The organism is Candidatus Flexifilum breve, from assembly GCF_016713355.1.
Genome location: NZ_JADJPI010000035.1, coordinates 482,305 through 500,975 on the forward strand (window position 1 = coordinate 482,305; position 18,671 = coordinate 500,975).

Here is an 18,671-nt window from a genome sequence, read left to right on the forward strand (position 1 = left end):
AGTCTAGCACACCTGTACCAGTCTTGCTACGTTGTCGCTCCCACCGACCGCCACGCCGATTTGAGCGTGTTTTGCATGAGCAAGGTGATCGTCATCGGGCCGACGCCGCCCGGCACTTTGGTGATCGCGCCAGCGACCTCCTGCGCGGTCGCCACCTCGACATCGCCTACATAGCGGTAGCCTCTCGGCGCGGTCGGATCGTCAATCTGGTTCGTCCCCACGTCGATGACAATCGCGCCCGGTTTGAGCCAGTTGCCCTTGACGTAGTTCGGGCGACCAATCGCGGCGATCACCACATCCGCGCGGCGCACAATGTCCGGCAGGTCACGCGTGCGGCTGTGACACACGGTGACGGTCGCGTTGGCCTTCATCAGCATCAGCGCGACGGGCATGCCAACGATGTTGCTGCGTCCGATCACGACGGCGTTCGCGCCTTCCAACTGCGCGCCCATGCGTTCCAGCAGCACCATGCACCCGGTCGGCGTCGCCGGGGTGAACAGCGGTTCGCGCCCCTTCATCGCCAGGCGGCCAATGTTGATCGGATGGAAGCCGTCGACATCCTTCTCAAGGCTGACCATGCTCAGGATAGTCGGTTCGTCAATGTGGGGTGGCAGCGGCAGTTGGACGAGAATGCCGTGAATCGTTGGGTCATCGTTGAGAGCCTTGACCGCTGCCTCAACTTCGGCCTGGATCGCGCTGGCCGGGAGGATGTGTCCGACCGACTTCATCCCCGCCGATTCGCACGCGCGACGCTTCATGCGCACATACTGCGCTGACGCGGGATTGTCGCCGACGAGCACGACGCCCAACCCCGGCGGATACCCAAATTGAGCTTGAAAACGCGCGACTTCTGCGGCAATGTTAGTGCGAATTTCATCTGCAATCGCCTGTCCATCAATAATTTGTGCGCTCATGTAAACCTCTTTTGTGAGAACGCGTACAATTAAGCCTGAGGATAACACTCTCGCTTGGACAGGACGAATTGTCTAGGCATTAGCACAACTTAAGAACAATTTTATGCGCGCGCGATCACGGTGCGTTCGTTAAGATAGTGAATGTGGGAACATCCAAATACACGTGGGTTGGCTGCATGAACGCAAAGATTACAGGGACCTCTCTCCCTCATAAAGTTGGTCAAGCGATGGTTGAGTATGCGCTGATTATGGCGCTGCTCGCGATCTCGATGGGCGTCGTCCTGTGGGCGACTGGCCCCGCCATCGGGAACGTCTTCTGCAACGTCGCCTTCAATCTCTCGGGCGAGAACGCCCGGTTGTGCGGTGCGACGGACCAAGTCCTGTCCAATGAAGGTGGACGCCCGGATCTCTTCTGGGGCACCGTGACGTGGGTCGCGGCGAACCGGCAAGGTGAAACGCCCTTCCCGACACCCGTGCTGCGCCCACCGTTAGCGGAAGCGCGCGAATTCCGCACGGCGACGCCGACGCAGACGCTCACACCCTCCATGACGCCCAGCGAGACGGTCACGCCTTCGCCAACATTCACGGCCTCGCCCGGCCCCTCGCCGACTCCGTCAGATTTGACGTTCAGCGTGCCCCACATCGACCAGATGAACAAGCCCGCGTGGTGGCGCATCGATCAATTCGGCAGTTATGCCGTCGACTTGGGCACTGACCCATGGATCGTCGACTACTACGACGATACCGATCCCAGCACGCCCGTCAAATCCGATTTCAGTATGGATACGCCGGTTCTGCAAGATGTCAATATTGGCGTCAGTTCCGGCTTGACCTTTAACTGGGGCACGGGTAGACCGGCCAGCTCCGGTCTTACAGGCAGCAATTCCTGGGGCGCAGATTATACGCGCGGCATCACGCTGGCCAGCGCCGCCCAGGTTCAGTTTGGCCTGCAGGTCGGCTTAGATGACTTTGCTCGCCTTTATGTGGACGGCACGGAATATCTCGAAATTGACAATGCCGATGGCCTGAAGACGCTCGTGCTCAATCTCGCTGCCGGAACGCACACTATTCGCGTTCAATACGCCGATAACTCCGGTGCGGCTAGTCTGACCTTCACGATGGCCGTCGTCAACGGCAACCCGGACGATATCGTCAGCGCCAGTAACTGCGCGTGGGGTCCAGAGTCCGACGACACCAACAGCAACAGCCGCATCTACGTCATGGACGAAAATCCGTCGAGCAATACGTGGTCGGCGGGCACGACCTGCCATCTGGAACTGCGTGGTTCAATCGACCTGGCCAGCGCATCCAACCCCGTGCTCAGCTTCTGGGATTACTGGGATCTCGATGCCAACGCCGGCGCCAGCCTCAAAGTGCAAATCGGGAACTATGTGTTGAACGCGGGCGTGCTGGATCGCAGCGCCTTCAACTGGTGCGAAATCACGCTGCACAGCGGCAACACGGCCAATTACAACTGGACGCGCAATCAGATCAACGTTCGCTCGCAGTGCCCGGCTCTCGGCAATACGATCACCATGCGCTTCGTCGCTTCGAGCGCGACCTCCGGCAATTTCCGCTGGCGCATCGACGACATCGAACTGCTGGATCAACCAGCGAGTCCCACGTCATTCACGGTGGGCGATTACTGGAACCTCAACTCGCGCACGCAGATGAGTGATTTCGTCTACAACGCCGACAGCGATCACCTCGTGACCGATGTGTATACCAGCCTGCCCGGCAATACATCGACGGCGCGCCGTTGGGACCTGACCAGCAATATCTCGCGTGATGGCACGGCATGGGATGACAGCCCCGGCAGCAACTATCCCATTCCCACGACGACCAATTCACCGGTGAGCGCCAGCAACAGTCCGTATCGGATCCATTATCTGGAATTCAAGAACGATATCGACATCACGACGGCGCGCATTTCCGGTTTGACGACCGACTATGAAGGCGATACCGGCGCGCCGATCCTGTCGTTCTGGTTTGCCTACGATGTCCCGGTCGGCGCAAGCGTACGCTTGCAGTACACGCGTGATGCGCGCAACCGAACGGGCGCGCCGGACGTGCAGAATCCGGATAGTTGGACGGATATCAACGGTGGTCTGCTCCTGGACTTCGCCGCGCCCGGTGGGACGCCCGCGCTCAACGAGCAGGTCGCGCGTAACAACATGGCGATGCAGCTCATCGAAGTGCCGCTGACGAACGTGCCGAACTACGACACCGCGCCCTTCCGCCTGCGGCTCGCCTTCTACACGACCATGTACTATCCGGTCGGCGGCGGGACTTCATCGGTTGCGGGCGACGGCATCTATGTAGATGACATCCGCATCGAACGCTCGTCGACGGTCGCCTACACGTCCTACCCGTTTGCGGATGAAGCTGAAAGCTCCGCGCAGACCGCCGCCTTCTGGCAGATCAACGGCTCCAGTCCCCGCTGGGGTCAGGTCGGTTCGCCCATCCTCGGTGCGCTCGGCACGGCGAATTCGTATGGTGACAGCCCCGCGGGCAATTACGCGGCGAACGCCTCGACGTCCATGCAGTTCAAGAAGCTCATCGATTTGCTGAACGATACGCCCGAGAATGACGCAGACACGGCCGCTCGTCCCGCAGCGATTGATCCGCGGCTCACGTTCTACTTCCAGCGGCAGGTGAACGGCGCGGCAGTGGAACTCGCCGTCGATCTCTTCTCGCCCGTGACTAACACGTGGTCGGAAATCTGGGCTTACAACAGCTCGGCGGATACCAGCTATCGGACGCAAAGCACGTGGGAACGCGCGGAGATCTCGCTCGTTTACGCGCTGCAAAATGCGACTGGTTTGGCGTGGTCGACTATCGCCGGTGACGGTGACCTGTATAACGACGACTTCCGCCTTCGCTTCCGTTTTGATACGGGCAGCGACACAACGGCGGACGGCGTCTACCTCGACCAGATCGAGATCAAGGACGCGCCAACCGCCACGCATCGCCTGTGGTCGACGACCACGACGACGGCCTTTGGCACCGGCGGCGGGACGCTGGAAGACAGCATCGACTTCATCACGCCGACGATTGTGGCGGGCACCTGGGATGCGCGCTGGTACAGTGCCGCGTGGAACCAGACGAGCGCAGCGGGCTTTGTGCGCCGTGGCTCACTGGCGATCACCGACAGCTTGTCCGGTCAGTACACCGTCAACACGCGCAACATTTTGGAATACATGCCCGTGGTTGACCTGCGCAGCACACCTGTGGGTTCGCTGCCGCGCATGTTCTTCTGGACGCGTTACGAAATCAACAACAACGACAACTTCCGGGTCGAGATCAGCTACGAAGACACCGCGAACACGACGCTGGGCTACGACAATCTGGCTGGCTGGTCGGATTGGACGGCAGTCAACACGTCGGTGACGGGCAGCTCGGCAGTGGAAAAGACCAATTCGCAAGTGGTCAACTGGGTGCGCGAAGATGTGAATCTCACGTCGTATATTGGCAAGCGCATCCGCGTCCGCTTCGTGATGAACGTCCCGAATAACACGAATCAGGCCGACGGCGCGTACATCGACGACCTGACCTTCACCTTCGGCTACGACACGATCCCGCTCACCTTCACGGAACCGGCACAGAACCTGATTCGCTGGATCACCGAAGGCAGTTGGGGTATCACGCAGCAGTTCTTCGCGGGCACGGGCACCGATCCGGCCAACCTCGGCAGCTCCAATTGGATCGGCTATTACTTCGACTGTGAGAACAACGGGGGCGCGTGCAACTCCGCCGATTGGGGCGAGAACACGGGCGGGTTCATGAACCCCATCCTCAACCTGTATCGCCATGATATCGCCGCACCTGCGCCGATATCAGACCAGATCGTCGGGCCGGAGTCGCTGTCCAACATCAATTACAACTTCGGCACGGGCACGCGTCCGATGATCTCCTCGCCGAACTCGGCAGGCGGCGCCTTCTTCGAAGACTGGGCTGCCCGCTGGATCCGACAGGTACAGCTCTCCGCCGGGACGACCTACAACTTCCAGTCGCTCTCCGACGACGGCGTGCGCCTGTGGTTGAACGACTCGTCGGGGACGTCAGGCACGGTGGCGGGCGATGGTACAGCAGTTCCAGCCACCGCCGGGTTGATCATCAACAGTTGGTACAACCGCTCGGTCACGCTCGACTACGGTCAGCTCACCATCACCTCGGCCACCGACCTCACTAACCGTTACCTGTACTTCGACTACTTCGAAAACGGCGGTGATGCCATCGTCTCGCTGTCCGCGGCGGTCAACAGCTACTCGATCTCTGACAGCCCGAACACGTGGAATGGCAGCGGTTGGAACGTGGTGACATCGACCGTGCCCGGCAACGTGTCGCTGATGCTCAACGGCTTCATCGATATGTCGAACGTGGCGAACAACTACAACATGCAGTACCTGCGCATGTACGATGCTGGGACGAACAACGCGTTCTATCTCGAAGTCTCGACGGACGGCGGCTTCACGTGGAGCACTGTCGGCAGCGAAACTCTTAGCGGTGGGAGCGCAAATATCCGACCGGCGAATGACTGGCAGACGCGCACCGTCAACCTCAATGCCTACCGCGGCAGTGCGACGGTCACCTTCCGCTTCCGAGTGGATACCCGCAGCGCCTCAACAGGTGGGGACGGCTACTACGTCACCAACATCGTCGTCATCGAGAACTAACCTCAAGCAAACGGAGGGTGGAAACAGACAGTTTCCACCCTCCGCTTTTTCTTAGCAATCCCCTATCTTTTCTGGCAAATTCTCCATCGTCTGATCTGCACCTGACTGATACACTAGGTGATCAATCAAGCAGAACGAGGACGATACACAGTGAGCATGAAGATGGCTGGATTGCTGGTTGCGCTGGTTGGGCCTGCCGGAGTCGGCAAGAATCAACTGATGAAACACGTGATGGCCAACAGCCCAATCACCCAACTGCCGACGGCCACCACCCGCGCCATTCGCGACGGCGAACTGGAAGGACGTGAACATTTTTTCGTCACGCGCGACGAATTCCTGAAACTGATTGCTGACGATCAGATGTTGGAATACCAGGAAGTGCACCGCCGATTCTACGGCATGGTGCGGCGCGTCGTGGAAAATGCTTTCACCCACGGTCAACCGATCATCGCCGATATTGACATCTATGGCGCGATGACTATCCGCCAGCGCTACCCTGAGCAAACCGTCTCCGTGTTCATTCAGCCACCGTCTATCGGCAGCCTGATTGAGCGGATGCGCGCCCGTGGGGATCGCGAAGCCGAAATTAGCAAGCGCCTGCTCCGCGTCCCACTGGAGCTGGATCTCGCCTCCAACTGCGACTATATCGTCATCAACGACGAATTCGCGCAGGCGGCGCACGGACTGTTGGAAATCGTGCGCGCCGAAATCGCGGGCACACCTGACCGCCCAGCCAGTGTTAGCGCCCAGCTCGCGCATCCGTATAAATACGTTGCCCGCGTGATTCCGCTGCGCGGCGATCAGGTTCTGTGCAGTGACGGCAGTTTCCCGACAGCCGTGATTGGCAAAGATGATCAGCCGTTCGAGCGCGCCCTGTTCGCGCTGCGCAGCCAGCTCGGTATCGAACCGAGCCTTGAGCGCCTAATTCACGCCGAACTTCCGCACGACAAATATGTGCCGCCGCTCTCGCTCGACTACGAGCTCACCGCGACTGGTGAAGTGATCACGTTCAATTACCTGTACCGCTTGGAAGACACCGCGACGCTGCCGCAGCGCTGGCAGTGGGAACCCATACAGCAACAGACCAATCTGGACTTCGTCAAGGGGTTGGTCGGATGAGTCTGGTCGAGCGCCATACCGCGTTAGGGGCAGCGCTGGCGAACGACGGCATCCCCCTGCATTACGGCGACCAACGGCGTGAATATGCCGCCGCCCTCAACAGCGCCGTGCTCATGGAACGGTCGCATGAAGGCCGCCTCCTGCTCACCGGGCGGGATCGCCTCGCCATCATGCATCGCATCTCAACCAACGATCTGGAGTCAATCCCGGTCGGCAGCGGGCGACCGACCATCTTCACCAACGCCACCGCGCGCGTGCTCGACCGGGCAACGGTGTATGTGCTGCCCGCCGACCGGGTGTTCGTGCTCACCGAACCGGGTCGCGGCGACGCACTGCGCGGGTATCTGCAGCGCAACGTCTTCTTCAACGATGAACTGAAGGTAGCCAGCCTAGCGACTGAGCGCCGCCAGTTCGTGCTGCACGGGCCAACCGCTGATCAGGTCATTGCCGCCGCCTTCCCCGCCGCCGCCGATCTCCCGGTGCTGGGCCTGGTCGAGCTGGACGATCTGCTGGTCGCCCGCGACAAGCCGCTGGCCGGGTCGCACTGGCGCGTTTTCCCAGCGGCTGAACAAGCCGAAGCCGTTTGGGATCACCTGCTGACGGCCGGCGCGGCCTTCGGGTTGCTTCCGGCAGGTTCGCTGACCTACAACGTCCTACGCATCGGCGCAGCGCGTCCCGGTGTGGGGCGCGAACTCACCGCCGATTACATTCCGCTCGAACTGGGCTTATGGGATGAAGTGAGTTTCAAAAAGGGGTGTTATACCGGTCAGGAAATCATCGCCCGCATGGAGAGCCGCGGACGCATCGCCAAGACCATCGTCGCGCTCGAACTAGAGGCCGCCGTGACCGCTCCCTGCCCGCTGCTGCATGAGGGGCGCGAAGTCGGCACGCTGACGAGCAGCGTCACCGAACCGCTCAATGGTCAGCATCTTGGCATAGGGGTCGTCAAACTGGCGCAGGCGGAAGTTGATCAGGTCTTCACCGCGCACGGCGTCAGCGCGCGCGTCACACGGCTGCCGGGCGTTCAACCGCCCCTCTAGAATTCGGGCGGCGCGTTGTCGAAGAACAACTGCCACCACAGCATCCACGGCTCGGGTTCATCAGCCGTCGTGCGCACATCCTCCAGGCTGATCTGAGGCGCGGGAGTCGCCTGAATCGACCGTCCCGAAGGCACAGGCACCACCAGCACTTCGCCGGGACGAATCATCTTGCCATCATCGCGCGCCCACTGCTCGACATACGCATCGCTGCGCACATAATCCCGCAGTGCGGTCAAATCGGCTTGTTCTGCCTGGAGCTCGGAGATCTCAGTCTGTACGCGATTATATGCCGCTTGGAGCGGCTGCCCAGCGGAGATGCGGGTGCTGAAGTTGATCGCGAGGATGAGGCCGATCGAAAGAATCGCGGCGAACATCACCTGTACGCCGGAGATCTGACTACCGCCCCGTTTTTTCTTGTCTGTGAGTGTCCGTTTGTCTGCCATGAGCCTTATTATAGCAGAAATAGAAAAGACCCCGGAGGTGAACCCGGGGTCTTTTGTCAGTGCCGAAGGTGGGATTCGAACCCACACTCCGTTTCCAGAACTACGCCCTGAACGTAGCGCGTCTGCCAGTTCCGCCACTTCGGCGCTAATGAAGGGTATTCTAGCAGAGCCAAACGGGGAGTCAAGGGGAAGTTTCCCACAAAAGTTAATGCTATAATGCGGCCTGCCGAACGAAGTTCAAGGATGTTTAACTTTGCGATTCAAGCTCCTCATGATATTTTTCGTTCTCGTGATCGCGATGAGCGTTAGCGCCCAGACAGGCGTCACCGCCGAAGCGATTCAACAGGCAAACCTCCGCGCCGCCACCGATGTAAACGCCGATCTGCTCGGCCAAATTACCGCTGGCACTCGCTATCCGGTCGTGGGGCGCAGCCAGTTCTACCCGTGGCTGCTGCTCGGCGATCCGACCAGCGGACAGCCGCTCGGTTGGGTCTTTCAAGACCTCGTCACGGTGCAGGGCAACCTCAATACGATTCCCTTCACCGAAGCCACGCTGACGGGCGCGCTCATGGTACCCACCGTGCCCGCCGCAACGCTTGCGCCCAACCTGCCCACGCCCACGCTCTCCGCGGCAGTCGTCGCGACCACCCCGCCGCCCGCCGCCGCGGTCACAGGTACCGTCATGAACGAGATCAACATCCGCTATGGCCCGGGCACAGAGTACGACCGGGTCGGCGTAGGACGTGCGGGTGAGGTGTATGAGATCCTCGCATGGCACACGCAGCTCCAATGGATTCAGATCCGCTACGATGCCTCGCCCAATGGACTGGCGTGGGTGGCAACTGATCTGCTCGAAATTCAAGGTGACCTGTATGCGCTGCCCTCCATCAGCCAGTTGACGTTTGCGCTGCCAACCTTGACGCCGACACCCTCCGCTGTCGATTCGGCTCAGTTTGGCGATGTGCCGCTCAGCCCGGAATTCCGTGCGCTTGGCGCCGAACTGTGGGATCAGATGATCGCCGCGGGCTTCGACCCGCAGACCAGCCGCCTCGGCGCGTTCTTCGTCAAAGACCTGCAAACAGGCGAAGCTTTCACCATTGGGACGGACACAGCCTTCAGCGGCATGAGTGTCAACAAGATCGCTATCCTCGCCACCTACTACAGTCAGATCACCCTGCCCCCGGATGACGCCTCCGCCAACATGCTGGCCGAAGCGATGATTTGCAGCGAGAACATCTCGACCAACGAGATCCTCGCGGCAGTCGGCAGCGGCAACCCCTACACGGGTGCAAACACCGTCAGCGCCTTCATGGATGAACTCGGCTTTGCGGACAGCTTCATCTACACGCCTTATGCCAATGACCCGTTCATCACGCCGCAGGCGCCGCGCACCGAAACCACGACCGTCGATCAAGTGCGCGCCGAACCGGATCCGTACAACCAAATCAACGTGTCCGAAATCGGCACGCTCTTGGATGGCATGTACCAGTGCGCGACCGAGGGTACCGGGCTGCTCATCGACTCACTCGGTTCCGCGTTCACGCAGACCGAATGCGCGCAAATGCTCAACCTGATGACCTACAACCGCATCGGCTCGTTCATCGAAATGGGCGTGCCCGAATCGGTGCGCGTGGCGCACAAGCACGGCTGGATCGAAGACACACACGGCGACGCGGCGGTCGTTTATTCGCCCGGCGGCAATTACATCTTCGTGGTGGTGCTGCACAACCCCATCTATCTGGAATTCTTCGAGACCGCGCCGCTCATCGAAAACATGTCGCTCACGATCTACAACTACTTCAATGCCGATGCACCAATGACGGAAATCCGCACCGAAGGCGGTTCGGAGACGTGTCAACTGCTGGGCAATCCGGTCATCGATCAACTGACATCCGGCCTGATGCCTTAATTTCAGGTATAATTACTGCTCCAATGAGTGAGGAGCAGGATGTATGGCAGCTCAGCGTTTCACTTTGACGCGGCAGGGCTACGAGCGGCTGCAGGTTGAATTGGCCGATCTCGAAGCCCGCCGTCAGGAACGCCTGGATCAGTTGGCGGATTACAAAGACGACGTCGGCGATAACCCGAATGAGGAAGCCGCGTTTTTCGAAATCGAGACGATGAAGGAGCATTTCGACGAGCAGATCGGACACTTGCAGCTCGTCCTGGCGCACGCCGACATCGTCGACGAAGATCCTGATCCGACCACGGCGGATCCCGGCGACCGTGTCACGGTGTGGGATCTCAACGCGCGCGAGGAACGCACCTTTGATCTGGTCGGCAGTACGGAAGTGACGTATGGACGCGCGGGGGTCTCGATCGAATCGCCCGTTGGGCAGGCGCTGCTCGGCAAGCGGGTCGGCGAAACGGTGGAAGTGAATACGCCGGATGGCCGGGTGTACTACGTGGTGCGTGCCCTCACCCGCATGCCCGGCGCGTGATACAAAGCGGGGCAGTCGCGTGACTGCCCCAAACCCGTTTCGTTAGTGAACGAGCCCCCGGTCACAATCGGTGGATGCCCATGAGTCGCGCACCGACAGCACATGCAGCCCCATCAGCCAGTCGCTGAGGTAGTCGTAGAGATGCTCGGCCATCATCACATCGTGGTAGAGCTGCGTTGCCCGATCCAGCGAGGTTTGCAGCATCTTCTTGAGCACCAGCCGATCATCATCGGATAAGCCCGAGTTCTGCAGGTGGAGATAGCACAGCGCATCTTCTAGGCTGAGCAGATGGTAGTTCTCAAGCGTATTCGGCGGGACGAGCGGGCTGAGATCGACCTTGAAGTCGACCCGCAGCGTTTTCAACACATCATCGCGCACTTCAAAGTGATTCTGGCGCAGTGTCATCAAACGCTGGTGCACGTCCTCCGCGACCTGACTCAGCAGATCGAGCGGCGGCTGTTCTTGGGCAAGTTGGCGCTCAATGAACCCTTCCAGCGGATACGACTTGTGTTCGGCCAGTGATCGGTCAAACAGCTCCATCGCCTCAAGGCGGAGCGAATTCATCGAGGCCAGCGACCACAACCCGAGTGGTTCGCTGTCAAAGTTGTTCATGCTTACTTTGCGTCGGCTGTCGGACATAAACGCCTCAAGTATTCCCAGGTGTAGATTCCAGTGTGATGTCCATCATCCCAGGTAGGCAGCAGTGCGTAATTGCCCACAAGTTCGATGTTTTGAATGGTATAGGTCCGCTTCGGTGTCAGCATGAGAATATCGTCCGGGTCGTACTGTCGTCCCATGTACTGGTGTCCACCGCGACATTCAACGCAGGGGCAGGCCTCACGCAGTTCCGAAAGCGGATAACGACACAATTGATCATCGCCCCAAATAATCTCAAGGAATCCTTCAGTCTTATTGAGCGTTACGGAGCGCGGCTTCAACGCGTTCGTCATGTCTGTACCTATCCTTCGCAATTCATATACAGTCTAACATGGGAAGTTTAGCATTCTCGCTTAAGGCTGGACATATCAATTTGTCTTGCATACGCGTTAGGCTCTGATACAATCGGTTTTTGGCGTTTCCGCGCCAAACCAACTATTCACAAGCGCTCAATGCTTGTGCTGGAGAAGAACAACGTATGCGTCTATTTCTCGTGTCTCTGCTGTTGCTGCTGGTAACAGCGGCCTGCGGCACTCCGACGGTGGTTTACGTAGTGGTCACCGCTACCCCAGAGACGACCGATGAAAGCCAAGTCGTTTCCCTCCCGACAGCAACTACCACACTCACTAATGTTCCCACCTTGCCAACTGTGACGGAAGCACCGTCCGCGCTCCCACTGGCGACCACCCCCGCCTCCACGGCCAGCGCGCCGACGCTGCTGCCCGCCGACTTCCCCACTCCGTACATTACGCAGGTGCAGGTCGCCGAGCAGCTCTTTGAACATGGGCGCATGTACTGGGTCGGGCGCGTGCGCCAAATCTGGGTGCTCGTGATCACGGGCGAAGGCCGCGGCGACTGGTATGTGTATGAAGATAACTTCGTCGAAGGTGAACCCGAAACGGATCCCGCGCTCGTACCACCGGAAGGCCGCATCCAACCGGAACGGGGCTTTGGCAAGCTGTGGCGCGAAGTCCCCGGCCTGCGTGACCTGCTCGGCTGGGCGGTACAGCCGGAAGTCGGCTACATCAGCCGCTACGAGTACCATGTCACCGATCAACTGGACGCGGCGGGCAACCGCACGGGCTATCACGTCGTATATAGTCTAGGCGGAGAGCAGTTCCGCTTTAACGAGATTGATTCGACGTGGCAGTTAGGCGGAGCATAGGACAGTTCACATGAGCGAGAGACGTTGGCAGTTGACGCCGCACAGCCCGACAGCCCTGCAGATCGCTGCCGACGCTCGCCTGAGTTCAACCGACTACCTCGACGATCAAGTCTGGGAAGTGGTGCTCGGCCAGGCTGAGTCGCCCGCGCTGGCGCTGCAAACGCGCTACGGCGGGCGCGTCGGTCTGGCCAGCCTCGTCCCCATGTGGCTGGTTGATCGTCGTCCCGTCTACCAACACCAAGCCTATGCCGCGCCGCCCGTCGTGACGCAGTTCGCGCCGGGATACGTGCGCCTTGAAGGCAAAATCACGCCGACCATCAGCCTCCGCGCCGAATACTGGGCAATTGAATCGCATGTGGTGGGCGGGCGCTTCACCGTCAAGAACACCTCAGCCAGTGCTCTACCTGAATTCGCGCTCGATCTGGTCGGCTTTGCGGCGGCCTCTGGCAAAGAAATCAGGCTCAACGTTGTAGCACGCCCCGAAGGCGGACATGCGCTGAGTCTGGGCAACCTACCCCGCTTGCAGCCAATTGTTCTGCTGGAAAATGGGTCGGCGTCGCCGGACAGTACCTCGAAACTTAATGTGAAGCTGCCGCTGCCCGCACGGGGGCAAACGGTGATTCGCTTTGTCCATGCTGGCTTGACCGATGCAAACGCCTCGCTAGGTCTGGCCCAGAAGCTGCTCACCGACAATTGGACGCCCGCGCTGCGCAAAGTCGCCAGCGGACTGAACGAGATTCCGCAGATTGAGACGGGGGATTTCGCCCTCAATGCGGCCATCGCCTTCAGCTATCACCACTTGGTGCAGTCGTTCCTCAAGCCGACCGCCAGCCTCCCGTATGCCTCATTTGTTGAGACACGGCAGCCAGAACATGGCTTCAGCCCGCGCGGCGATGGCACCGATCACCCGCGTTCGTGGCGAGGTCAAACGCCGACCACCGCCTACCTGACCGCGCTCGCTATCGCGCCGGTGCAGCCGAAATGGGCGTGGGGCGTGCTCAAGAATTACCTCGCCATACAGCGACCAGACGGCTGGATCGATTGGCGACCGGGTTTAGCCGGGCAGAAACAAGGCTTGCTGAGTTTGCCGCTGCTCGCGCGGTTGGCATGGGGTCTCTACCAATATACGGATGATTCTGCCGCGCTGCGCGACGTTTACCCCAAGCTCGGCCTATTCTTCGAGCGCTGGTTTGCGTCCGAACTCGACGCCGATCAGGACGGCTTCCCCGAATGGCAAAGCGAACTGCAGACGGGCTATCCGTTCTTCCCAACGTTCGCGCAGGGCTTGCCGTGGGGACAAAACGCCGATATTCGCGCCGTCGAAACGCCGGATTTGCTGGCCTATCTGCTCTCGGAAGCCGTCAGTCTGCGCGAAATCGCTTACTGCATTGGCGACCCGGCCGGCGAACAGCATTTGACCGAGCGCATTACCACGCTCAAGGCCGCGCTCGACACGTTATGGAACGGCGAACGCTATACCTACCGCGACCGCGACACGCACGCGACGCCCGTCGGACGCACGCTGTTGGAGAACGGGCGCGGCGATGACGAGCACTTCCTCGCCGAACAACTGGTTCCGCCCAACCGCCTGATCGTGCAGATCAACGGCGGGGTGGATACGCCCAAGATCGGCCTATACATTGATGGTGTCACTTCCAGCGGGCAAAAAGTTCGCGAAGTCGCCGACAGCACCCACTTTGTCTGGTCGACCGGGCGCGGCACGTATACCACTAAACACGCCTTCCAGCAGGTCGACCGCGTGCATGTCGAGGGCTTGTCCCGCGTGTTCACCGTGAGCGTGCGCACGCTCGACCTGACCGGGTTCGATATCAACGCGCTGTTGCCGCTCTGGTCCGTGGAGATTGCGCCGGAACGCGCCGCGCGCCTCGTCGCCGACCTCCAAGCGCAGTTTCTGCGCCCCAACGGTGTGACCATGATCTCCACGCACGACCCGCGTTTCGATCCGCAGGCCGCGCAGGGCAGCGCGGGCGTGCATCCCTATTGGCTGACGCTCATCGGCGAAGGCTTGATCGAGACAGGGCATGTCGATCTGGCGACTGATCTGCTCCAGCGACTGATCAATGCGCAGGTCACCGTGCTCACCCGCGACAAGCGCTTCTACGAGTTCTACCACCCGGACGAACCCCGCGGCCTCGGTGAGCCCGGCAGCGTCAAGGGGATCATCCCCGTCCATTTGCTGCTGCGCGTGCTCGGGGTGCGCATCCAGTCGAAGAAACAGGTCTGGACAGGCGGCGCGTACCATTGGGGGAAAGCGGTTTCTGTGACACAATACGGAGTCACCGTCACCCGCAGCGCGGACGGAACCCACATCGAATTTGCATCAGGCAACGTGGTAGATTTGCCACCCACTGCAGAGTGGCAGCAGGTGCTGGACGAGGCGTAACATCGTGGATGCTCTGGTTAGTGAATTTTTGTATCGTCGTTCACCTGATGGAATCCTGCTGGCGGATGACACGGGGATGATCACCGAGATCAACCCGGCGGCAGCCGCGCTGTTGGGCGTCACCCCGGACTCGGTCATCGGTCGTTATCCGATTCAAGTCTTCAAGGCACTTCCCGCGTTGATGAATCTGTTCAATCGCGAAGGCGACCAAACTCTCGATGTGCGGTTGCCGCGCAAACGGCTCGCGGCGGGCATGGCCGCGACGCTGGCGGACGGGCGCCGCATCATCCTCCTGCACGATGTCACCGAGCAGCGCGAGCTTGAATCACGCCGCGAAGCGCTTTCGTCGACAATGACGCACGATCTGCGCAACCCGATCAGCGCGCTCACGGGCTACACCGACCTCGTCGCGCGCACCGGCGAACTCAACGATGAGCAGGCGTATTTCCTCAAGCGCGTGCAGCAGACCACCCAGAAGCTGTATGACGTGGCGGGCGATCTCGTCGACCTCGTGTGGTTGGAAGCGGGTATGCCAATGAAGCATATCTCAATCAACCTGCGCGATGTGATCAGCGATGTCATCGCCACGCTCAACCCGCTGGCCGAGAAAAAGTCGATTTCGATCTTCGTGGCCATTCAGGATCCGCTGCCCCCAGTCATGGGCGATCCGGATCGCATCAAGGTCGTCCTTAGCAAGCTGCTGCACAACGCCCTGCTCTATTCCGATGAGGAACGCATGGTCGCCGTGCATGCGTGGGGCGACACCACCGCCGCCTTCTGCTCTATCGCCGACCGCGGCTTCGGCATTTCGGAAGACGAAATCGAAATGGTCTTCGACCGGCTGTTTCGGTCCAAAGACGAGCGCGTGCAGGCGATTCCCGGCGGTGGCCTCGGTTTGACCATCGCGCGGCGCATCGTCCAGCGGCACGGCGGCGAAATTTCAGCCTCCAGCAGTCTCGACAAGGGCAGCACCTTCACCTTCCGGCTGCCATCAGCACAAGCGTAGTCCAACCAGTTTACGGATAAACAGCACATGGGTATGTTCTCACGGCGGTCGCGGCGGGGCACGCAGCCAGAAGAAGAAACGCCGGATATTCCTGTTCCGTGGAGGCGGCTGTTCGGCTACCTCCGCCCCTATCTCGGCTACATGGGCATCGCGTTCGTTGCGCTGGTCGCCAGTTCGGTCCTCAGCTTGGTCTTCCCGGCGACGATTCAGCGCGTGGTCGACTCGGTGCTGGTCGCGAACGACATCAGCCTGCTCGACCAGATCACGCTGGTGCTGATCGGCGTATTCCTGCTGCGCGCCGTCACCCAGATGATCGAAACGTTCACCCTTAACTACGTGGGCGAACGCATCATCATGGATTTGCGCGCCGACCTCTACAAACACATGATCGCCATGTCGCTTGCCTTTTTCACCAAGCGGCGTTCCGGCGAACTCATTTCGCGCCTTTCGAGCGACGTGACCATGATCCGTCAGGTGCTCACGGACAACATCAACACGCTGCTTCAGCAGATCATCATCGCCATCGGCTCCATCGTGATCATGCTGGCGCTCAATTGGCGGCTGACGCTGTTCATCCTCGTTCTCGTCCCGGTCATGGCGGTGATTGCGCTCGTCTTGGGACGGCGGCTACGCAGTGCCAGCACCCGCATTCAGGACGAAATCGCCAAAGCGACGACCGTCGCCAGCGAAGTCATTCAGAACGTGCGCGAAGTCAAAACTTTTGTGCGCGAACCGTATGAAGAAGTGCGCTACACCGACGCCATTCGCGGCGCTTTCAAAGTCGCCCTGGAAGCCCTGCGGCTCCGCGCAGCCCTCGGCTCGCTGATCGCGTTCGTGGCCTTCTCCAGTCTGGCGCTGGTGCTGTGGTTCGGCGGGCGCGAAGCCATCGCCGGACGACTGACCGGTGGCGAGCTAATCGCTTTCCTCGTCTACGGCTTGACCGTCGCAGGCAGTCTGGGGTCACTGCTCAACCTGTACAGCGTGTTCCAGCAGGGGCTGGGCGCGACCAAGCGCGTGTTTGACATTTTGCAGCAGCCGTCCGACATTCTGGACGCACCCAACGCCGCTACGCTCAACCGGGTAGATGGCGAAATCCGTTTCAACGACGTATCGTTCAGCTATGAGGAACGGCAGGAAGTGCTGCATACGCTCAACCTGACGATTCCGGCCGGGCAGATTCTTGCGCTGGTCGGCCCGAGCGGCGCAGGCAAAAGCACCGTTTTCAACCTCATCCCGCGCTTCTACGATCCGAGCAGCGGCAGCATCACCATCGACGGCACGGATCTGCGCGCGGTGACGCAGGCCAGCCTGCGCCAGCAGATCGGCATTGTGCCGCAAGAAAGCTTGTTATTTGGCGGCACGATCTACGAGAACATCCGTTATGGGCGGCTGGAAGCGACCGAAGCCGAAGTGATGGCCGCGGCGCAAGCCGCCAACGCGCACGACTTCATCATGGAACTGCCCGACCAGTACCAGACGATTGTCGGCGAACGCGGCATCCGCTTGAGCGGCGGTCAGCGCCAGCGCGTAAGTATTGCCCGCGCCCTGCTCAAAGATCCGCGCGTGCTGCTGCTCGACGAAGCGACGTCCAGCCTCGACAGCGAGAGCGAAGCCGAAGTACAGGACGCCCTCGCCCGCCTGATGCAGAACCGCACAACCGTGATCATCGCGCACCGCCTGAGCACGATTCGCATCGCCCATCGCATCGCCGTGCTCGACAAAGGCAATCTGATTGAGGTCGGCACGCACGAAGAACTCATGGCGCTCAACGGCACGTATGCGCGCCTGTACAATCTGCAGTTCCGCGACGAACCGGACGAAAGCGAACCCGCGCAGGCATGAGCACTGAAGGCATCATCGTCAACACAGGCGCGCTAGTCGCCACGGTCATCTTGGCGCTGCTGCTGGTGGCCCTGTGGCGCTTCCGGCGGCGCCGTGTTGTCGCGGTAGTCCTGACGATCCCGGTTCTGCTCAGTGGCGTCACGGCGGCGGTCTGCTTCTGGTACGGTCATCGACCGCTGCCGAGCCCCGTGTACGAGCAGCTATTCCCCGGCGTCGAGTATGTGCGGCAGGTTCGCGCCAATCCGCGCGCACTGGTGATCCATATTGTCACCATCGACTTGACCACGCCCGGTCTGGAATTCCTCGTCACTCCCGGTATGCCGGGTGAGGATTTGCCTGCCCGCACCGTCTCCGAGTTCCTTGACGAGTTCGATCTGCAGTTGGCGATCAATGGTGGATTTTTCGATCCATGGTGGGATCGTACCCCATGGGACTACTACCCCCACCCAGGCGATCCGGCACATCCCATTAGTGGCGTCTATGCATCGCGCGGCACGATCTACTGGCAGGACGAGCTCACCAGAGATGTGCTGTACATTTCCTCTGATCACCAAGTTTCGTTTGGTGTCAGTAGCGGCGACATTTTCGATGCCATCACCGGCTATCAATTCCTGCTAGTCAATGGAGTGAACATTATCGAGGCAATTGACCTGCCGGACACTGCCTTACATCCGCGACAGCCGTCGGCTTAGATGTTTCTGGCGAGAAATTGATCCTAATGATCGTGGATGGACGGCAGCCCAACTACAGCGAAGGTGTGACCCTCAGTGAACTCGCGGAACTGCTGCGCGGTTATGGCGCTTATCATGCGCTAAACCTCGACGGCGGCGGATCGAGTACACTCGTAGTCGCCGGAGTCGATGGTCAACCGCGCGTGCTCAATTCGCCGATTCACACGCGTATTCCGGGGCGTGAACGCCCAGTCGCGACGCATTTGGGCGTATACATCACAGGGCGTTAAGGG

At 60.3% G+C, this 18,671-nt stretch carries 15 protein-coding genes and 1 tRNA gene; 11 read left to right on the forward strand and 5 right to left on the reverse strand.

What is annotated here, in order from left to right; all coding sequences use genetic code 11:
- Window positions 1–26 precede the first annotated feature (26 nt).
- Entirely contained in the window at window positions 27–914 is an 888-nt protein-coding gene (locus tag IPK17_RS25050) for a bifunctional 5,10-methylenetetrahydrofolate dehydrogenase/5,10-methenyltetrahydrofolate cyclohydrolase (protein ID WP_343420427.1), read from the reverse strand.
- Between the two features lie 227 nt (window positions 915–1,141).
- Between IPK17_RS25050 and IPK17_RS25055 the strand changes: the two genes are divergently transcribed.
- The 3 genes from IPK17_RS25055 to ygfZ all read left to right on the forward strand — a co-directional run bounded on the left by IPK17_RS25055 (window position 1,142) and on the right by ygfZ (window position 7,749).
- Window positions 1,142–5,590: a Flp family type IVb pilin gene (locus IPK17_RS25055; protein ID WP_343420428.1), complete on the forward strand. Its 4,449-nt coding sequence runs from the start codon at window positions 1,142–1,144 to the stop codon at window positions 5,588–5,590.
- Between the two features lie 162 nt (window positions 5,591–5,752).
- Window positions 5,753–6,709 (forward strand): guanylate kinase, encoded by a 957-nt coding sequence (locus IPK17_RS25060; RefSeq protein WP_343420429.1) that lies wholly within the window; start codon window positions 5,753–5,755, stop codon window positions 6,707–6,709.
- Window positions 6,706–7,749, forward strand: a complete 1,044-nt coding sequence (gene ygfZ / locus IPK17_RS25065) for a CAF17-like 4Fe-4S cluster assembly/insertion protein YgfZ (RefSeq protein WP_343420430.1) — start codon at window positions 6,706–6,708, stop codon at window positions 7,747–7,749. Before IPK17_RS25060 ends, ygfZ begins: the two co-directional genes overlap by 4 nt.
- Here ygfZ and IPK17_RS25070 read toward each other — a convergent pair.
- Together IPK17_RS25070 and IPK17_RS25075 are read right to left on the reverse strand one after the other, a co-directional pair.
- Window positions 7,746–8,192 (reverse strand): FtsB family cell division protein, encoded by a 447-nt coding sequence (locus IPK17_RS25070; RefSeq protein WP_343420431.1) that lies wholly within the window; start codon window positions 8,190–8,192, stop codon window positions 7,746–7,748. The genes ygfZ and IPK17_RS25070 overlap by 4 nt on opposite strands.
- A 60-nt stretch (window positions 8,193–8,252) precedes the next feature.
- Window positions 8,253–8,336 (reverse strand) — tRNA-Leu (locus IPK17_RS25075).
- A 109-nt stretch (window positions 8,337–8,445) separates the two neighbouring features.
- On the opposite strand from IPK17_RS25075, the gene IPK17_RS25080 reads away from it, so the two are divergent.
- Window positions 8,446–10,101, forward strand: coding sequence for a serine hydrolase (locus IPK17_RS25080; protein ID WP_343420432.1), 1,656 nt, complete (start codon window positions 8,446–8,448; stop codon window positions 10,099–10,101).
- A gap of 43 nt (window positions 10,102–10,144) precedes the next feature.
- On the forward strand, window positions 10,145–10,633 hold the full coding sequence (locus IPK17_RS25085; protein WP_343420433.1) for a GreA/GreB family elongation factor: 489 nt from the start codon (window positions 10,145–10,147) through the stop codon (window positions 10,631–10,633).
- Between the two features lie 42 nt (window positions 10,634–10,675).
- Here the strand turns inward: IPK17_RS25085 and IPK17_RS25090 are convergent, their stop codons facing one another.
- Both IPK17_RS25090 and IPK17_RS25095 read right to left on the reverse strand, forming a co-directional pair.
- Window positions 10,676–11,245 (reverse strand): hypothetical protein, encoded by a 570-nt coding sequence (locus IPK17_RS25090; RefSeq protein ID WP_343420434.1) that lies wholly within the window; start codon window positions 11,243–11,245, stop codon window positions 10,676–10,678.
- 2 nt (window positions 11,246–11,247) lie between these two features.
- The gene (locus tag IPK17_RS25095) at window positions 11,248–11,583 is read right to left on the reverse strand and encodes a gamma-butyrobetaine hydroxylase family protein (protein ID WP_343420435.1); all 336 of its coding nucleotides are present in this window, start codon (window positions 11,581–11,583) and stop codon (window positions 11,248–11,250) included.
- A 185-nt stretch (window positions 11,584–11,768) separates the two neighbouring features.
- On the opposite strand from IPK17_RS25095, the gene IPK17_RS25100 reads away from it, so the two are divergent.
- Genes IPK17_RS25100 through IPK17_RS25125 form a run of 6 tightly spaced genes read left to right on the forward strand, consistent with a single transcriptional unit; the run spans window position 11,769 to window position 18,668 of the window.
- A complete protein-coding gene (locus IPK17_RS25100; RefSeq protein WP_343420436.1) occupies window positions 11,769–12,455 on the forward strand; it encodes a hypothetical protein in 687 nt (228 codons plus the stop codon).
- Window positions 12,456–12,465: 10 nt separating this feature from the next.
- A complete protein-coding gene (locus IPK17_RS25105) occupies window positions 12,466–14,859 on the forward strand; it encodes an MGH1-like glycoside hydrolase domain-containing protein (protein WP_343420437.1) in 2,394 nt (797 codons plus the stop codon).
- 4 nt (window positions 14,860–14,863) lie between these two features.
- Entirely contained in the window at window positions 14,864–15,865 is a 1,002-nt protein-coding gene (locus tag IPK17_RS25110) for a sensor histidine kinase (protein WP_343420438.1), read from the forward strand.
- 27 nt (window positions 15,866–15,892) lie between these two features.
- Window positions 15,893–17,707: an ABC transporter ATP-binding protein gene (locus IPK17_RS25115; RefSeq protein WP_343420439.1), complete on the forward strand. Its 1,815-nt coding sequence runs from the start codon at window positions 15,893–15,895 to the stop codon at window positions 17,705–17,707.
- On the forward strand, window positions 17,704–18,399 hold the full coding sequence (locus tag IPK17_RS25120; protein WP_343420440.1) for a hypothetical protein: 696 nt from the start codon (window positions 17,704–17,706) through the stop codon (window positions 18,397–18,399). Before IPK17_RS25115 ends, IPK17_RS25120 begins: the two co-directional genes overlap by 4 nt.
- A 26-nt stretch (window positions 18,400–18,425) precedes the next feature.
- On the forward strand, window positions 18,426–18,668 hold the full coding sequence (locus IPK17_RS25125; protein WP_343420441.1) for a phosphodiester glycosidase family protein: 243 nt from the start codon (window positions 18,426–18,428) through the stop codon (window positions 18,666–18,668).
- Window positions 18,669–18,671: the final 3 nt, after the last annotated feature.